The sequence below is a fragment of the Okeania sp. genome, from assembly GCF_983059655.1.
The window spans coordinates 1-5,312 of record NZ_CEZPJD010000559.1; the positions used below are offsets into that span (position 1 = coordinate 1).

Consider the following 5,312-nt stretch of genomic DNA (forward strand, 5'->3'; position numbering starts at 1 on the left):
AAAAAAGTCTTCCATCCATAAATCACCTAAAGATGCTCCTTCTTCTACAAATTCTTTAATTCCTCGCATTTCGTCAGTACGTTTAGCTTGAGTATAGCCATTTTTATCCCGATAAAGTACCCATAATTCCTGTGGTTTTAGCCCATCAACAAAAAATGGAGAATGAGTGGTTACCATCAGTTGAGTATTAGCTGAAGCAGCGCGACATTCTTCAGCAAGTTCTGGTAATAAACGAGGATGTAGATAATTTTCTGGTTCTTCAATACCGATAAGTTGTGCTGGTTCTGGGTCATGCAATACAGTTAGATAAGCTAACATTTTCAATGTGCCATCGGAGGCAAATTTAGCTAAAATTGGTGTAGCAAAAGGAGCATCTTTTATTTGTAGTAAAAGTCTCCCATCTTGCATAATTGAAGCAGCAACTTTTTCTAAGCGTGGAACTCGACAGGAAAGAATATCGAGAATTTTTTCAAGTCGTTCTGGATGTTGTTCTTTAAGATATTGAATAACATTAGGTAAATTATCTCCTGTTGGAGATAATCTTTCTTGAGCACCTGCTTCAGGAATGCTGCGAGTATTATCTGCAGTTAAATAGGAAAGATGCCAACCTGTAATAAATTTTCTTAAGGCACTAACGCGAGGATGTTTAGCAAATTGTCCGAGGGTACTTACTGCTAAAAATTCAGCAGATTCTAGCTTTTCAGATATTCTTTCGTCTTGTGCATCAGGCATTTCTCCAGTAGTTACTTTTCCTTCCCCTTCTTTAAAGTCTAAAAACTTAAGAGGTTTTCCTCTTTCAACTCTTCTCCATTGCAGCCATTCTTCAGCAACATAAGGACCTTTTGTTCTTTCAGCAATGGCAAGATGATATGTAACTAAGGGAGAATCTTTTGTTTCTCTATATTTAAGTTCAAATACTATATTTCCTTCAGTATCTCTAGTTCGTAATTCTCGAAATCTACCTCTTTTTTCCCAAGCTTTTCTCAGCCCATCTGTGAAACATTCGGATAAAAAAGCAAAGACATCAAATATTGTAGATTTACCACTACCATTAGGGCCTAAAAATACAGTTAATGGGGTAATTTTTTTGAGTTCTAAGTCACGCAGAGCGCGATAATTTTGTACTCGTAGATATTCAATTCTGGGAATAGATTGTTTGGGCATTTTTTCAGATCACTTTCCTTTAATAATATTAAGTTTGCTCTGTTTAAATTTATCACATTTATCAAAAGTATAATTGGCAGCTTTCAACGGAAGTCTTTAAATTTAATATTAGACATCTCCAATCATAAAAAATAAAATCAATTATCGTAGATAAATCATCAATTATTTTCCTCTACTTTGTAGGGACGTTGTATGCAACATTCCTACTTTTCCGGAGAAGTCTATTTTTTACTCAAGATTGAAAAGCGTCTTAGCACTTGAGGGTATTTTGCTAAGTATAACATTTGAGAAAAACTAAAATTTTCTGGGGTTAATATTCATCATAATTAAATATCTGTTATAGTTGTGAACTTTCTCATACCAACTCTGATTAATTAGCCATAATAAATTAGCTATCTTTAGTCATCTTTAGATGACTTCTACTTTGAGCCAAGAAATTTATTTCTTGACGGATGACATGGCTCGCTTAAGATGAATCTTGAGGAGTATGCCATCTTTTTCATCTTTTTATATTATGGTTAATTAGTGTAACTTGATATCAGCTCTCTATTTTGAAAATAAATTTTGGGCAGGAAGAAAGAATTACGATACAATAACTGGAGTTTTCCAAATAAGTTCTTTTTAGATAACTTAGGCTGTCTACTATAAAAAATTGAAAATTTTAAATTAAATGAGCGAAAAATTTTGGTCTGAAGTCTCCTCTTTCAATAAGATAAAAAAAGAATATTCTGTATTTCAAGCCTCCTGATAACTGATAACTGATAACTGAAATGAATTTTATAGAATTATTTAGTCTGGCTTTTTCTGGATTATTTGCTGGTGTATTGGCTGGATTTTTAGGTATTGGTGGTGGTACTGTTCTCGTACCTTTATTAGTAACGTTAGGATATGAACCGATACAAGCAGTTGCTACTAGCAGTTTATCAATTATAATTACGGCTACTTCTGGTAGTTTTCAAAACTGGAAAATGGGATATTTAAGTATTAGTAGAGTTTTAGGAATAGGATTTCCGGCTTTGATTACTGCTCAGTTAGGAGTCTATTTTGCTAATTTATTTCCTTCTCGTTGGTTGTTATTTGCTTTTGGATTATTTCTAGTTTTAAATATCTATTTAGTGGAGTTTCGTAAACAGATAACGATGAAGAAAAAGCAAGATGAAGAATTACAAAATCATCGGCAGGAAAATCTTCAAGTCAAAGCAGAAAATACTAATCATCAAGATTTTGTAGTGGAATTTATTTTGCCATTTACTCCCCATCCTTTACCATTAATGTTTCAGAAAATAGTCAAAGAAATAAATTATCAACTTCCAGATAGATATATCAAGGTTATTGCTAGGATTATTACTGGTAGTTTGGCTGGATTATTAGCAGGTGTATTTGGTGTGGGAGGTGGTGTAATTATGGTACCTTTGCAAATATTATTATTGGGTGAAAGTATTAAGGTAGCTATTCAAACTAGCTTAGGAGTAATTGTAATTACAGCTTTTTCTGCTTGTATAGGTCATGCAATTAGAGGTAATGTTTTATGGGAACCAGGAGTATTATTAGGATTTGGTGGCTTATTAGGTGTTCAATTTAGTACGAGATTTCTGCCTAAATTACCAGACAAAGTTATTAGTTTAGCTTTTCGTGGATTATTAGCAATTCTATCAATTTATATTTTTGGGCAAGCAATTATTAATAATGAATAATTAATAATTAATAATTAATAATTAATAACTGGAGAGGTAAGGATTCAGGTCCTATGGAAAAGCCTATAATTCTTGATGGATAAGCATTTCCGGCAATTATCTCCCAAATTATATTCTCAATTAGAAATGGCTACAAACCTTTATTTTCGTCATTATTGAGAATGAGACTATTAAATTGCTGAGTTAGTCATTTTCAGAGTTCTCTCTATAACTGGGTTTGAGATACCTGAATCCTTACCTGGAGAGTACAAAGTTCTCCCAAAAAACGATTTGTTTGGAAGACTGAAAGTATTACTGGCAAAGGCTTACAGTACTTACAGCTATGAATAAATTTTTTTAACCTTTAGATCGCTGAAAGCCTTAGCTAGCAATAGTTACTCCAAGAAATTTGCACTGTCTAGTTAATAATGAATAATTAATAATTAATAATTAATAATTAAATAATTCTGGTTTAAAGCCTCCCCCCTTTTAAGGGAAAAAAAAAAGAAATAATATTTCCTTATATTCAATCAAGAGCAGTTTTAACCAGAGGTAATTATCAATTATCCACATATCAATTAATGAAAGGAGATTCGGTCGTATTAATTTTGAAATCTCTGTAGTGCGGGCATCTTGCCCGCTAGTACTTTACCTGACTGAGATAAAATTCTCTATAAGATATATTACTCCCTACTCCCCCACTCCCCTACTCCCCTACTCCCCTACTCCCCTAATTTACATGACTATAATCTCTGTCTCCTATTAGACTTTCACCCCTTAACTTTGTCTTTTTACCAGTTAATTGTTCTAATTTTTCCCGAACTTCAGCAGAGGTAATTTGATTTAAAGGTATATCTTTTTGATTTGCCATAGCTGCTGCTACTCCTATTGCTTGTCCTTGATAAATACTCATAGTTTGAATTCTTGCTACTGCTACAGCAATTCCTACATATCCAGATGAGCGTCCGACAACTGCTAAATTATTCACATTTTTCGCTAAAGCACTTTCAATTCCAAAGTTATATATCGGTAGAGGCAAATAACTAATACCTAAACCTTTCACACCACCCCGAAAATCAAATTCATAAGAAAAAGTACCAATAGAATTTTCTGCTGAAGTGCCTCCTTGCAGAATTTCTTTTCCTGTCAATGGATCGACAACATCCATAATATTTAAACTATGTCTAATATAAACTTCTGAAGGCAAAATTACTTTGACATTCTTCCCTGAAACTTTTCTCAACCAAGCCTCAAGTTCCTGCATTTCTGTAATCATTTCTTGAGTTGGTTGAAAGTTATTATGTTCTATTTTTCTCACTTTTTGACTTTTATATTTAAACAAAAATCCATTCAAAGATAATTCCCGTTGACCCACACGACAAATATTCAGTTTATCAAATAAGAATATTGATGATAAATCTAGATTAAATGAGTGTTTTCTATGAATATGATAAGCTCCTCCTAAAGCAATACTTCTGTTAATATAGCCATCTTTATATGTTTTAATTATTGGTAATCTAAATTTTGCCAGGGTAAATTCAGCATTTTTTGCTGCTTGGTCTGCTTGAATTTTTGTCTTAATTTTTGCCATTTTTTGACGGTTATACAGTATTTTTGCTTCTATGTTTTTGAATTCGTAAATACTTAAACCAGTCACTGTGGGAACAATAGAAGTTGCGATAGTTTCATCTCGTAGTTTTGGATTTTGTGATGCAAATCCTACAGAGTAAGATACACCAGCTTTTCTTGCTAATTTTGCATCTTGAGTAGTGTCTATAAATGCAGCAGCTTTGACTCTAATATTTGTGTCGTTTATCTGCACAAATTTAATTTTTCTATTTTCGACATAAGGTGTAATCGAAGCATTAGAAATAACTACAATTCCCGCCTCCTCTAACATTTCTTTCATTGCTTTTGTACCTTTGTCTGGAGCAACACAAGCTTCGACAACTTTTGCTTTTTTTAAAAAGTTAAGAAAGCACTGAGAATATGGTCGATTTTGCCAACCTGGTGTTTTATCATAATCTAAATAAGCTAATCCACTTCGTGTTAGTAAACCACCTAGAGGTGCATTGTCAAAATTGGAACGTATTAGTACAACTTTGCCTGTATTTCCTAATGTTTTTTTTGCCCAGATAGCAGCACATATTCCTTGAAGTTCATCTCCATAAATTACGATGTCGAAGTTTTTATATGTTGGTAGTGGAGGTTTTGCCGGTTTAGATGATGAGGGTGCAGGAGTTGCAATGGTAAATAAATTTTTGCTGGTATTTGTTGTTGTTAATTTCTGCAAAAATGTGGAGATAAAATTATTACTAACTTGAGGTAAGTATTGAGCAGCGCTTAATGGAATTAATGATAGAAGTGCTGTGATTAAAATTAATTTTTTTGGGGACTCAGAAGACATAAGGTTTTGAGTATTTATAGCGCTGTGCGCAGGCAACAGGCAACAGGCAACAGGCAACAGGCAACAGG

3 protein-coding genes are annotated in these 5,312 nt (G+C 33.3%); 1 reads left to right on the forward strand and 2 read right to left on the reverse strand.

The features are described 5' to 3' along the window. A partial coding sequence (locus tag AC3DU7_RS24065) for an AAA family ATPase (RefSeq protein ID WP_488041828.1) occupies positions 1–1,164 on the reverse strand: 1,164 nt, incomplete at its 3' end. A gap of 770 nt (positions 1,165–1,934) precedes the next feature. On the opposite strand from AC3DU7_RS24065, the gene AC3DU7_RS24070 reads away from it, so the two are divergent. Beyond that, the gene (locus tag AC3DU7_RS24070; RefSeq protein ID WP_488041829.1) at positions 1,935–2,858 is read left to right on the forward strand and encodes a sulfite exporter TauE/SafE family protein; all 924 of its coding nucleotides are present in this window, start codon (positions 1,935–1,937) and stop codon (positions 2,856–2,858) included. Positions 2,859–3,567: 709 nt separating this feature from the next. Here AC3DU7_RS24070 and AC3DU7_RS24075 read toward each other — a convergent pair. Beyond that, positions 3,568–5,244, reverse strand: a complete 1,677-nt coding sequence (locus AC3DU7_RS24075) for an FAD-dependent oxidoreductase (RefSeq protein WP_488041830.1) — start codon at positions 5,242–5,244, stop codon at positions 3,568–3,570. Positions 5,245–5,312 lie beyond the last annotated feature (68 nt).

Excerpts from the sequence above, each read along its gene's own strand:
- AC3DU7_RS24070 (WP_488041829.1), top strand. The coding sequence starts at position 1,935 with ATGAATTTTATAGAATTATTTAGTCTGGCTTTTTCTGGATTATTTGCT.
- AC3DU7_RS24075 (WP_488041830.1), bottom strand. The coding sequence starts at position 5,244 with ATGTCTTCTGAGTCCCCAAAAAAATTAATTTTAATCACAGCACTTCTA.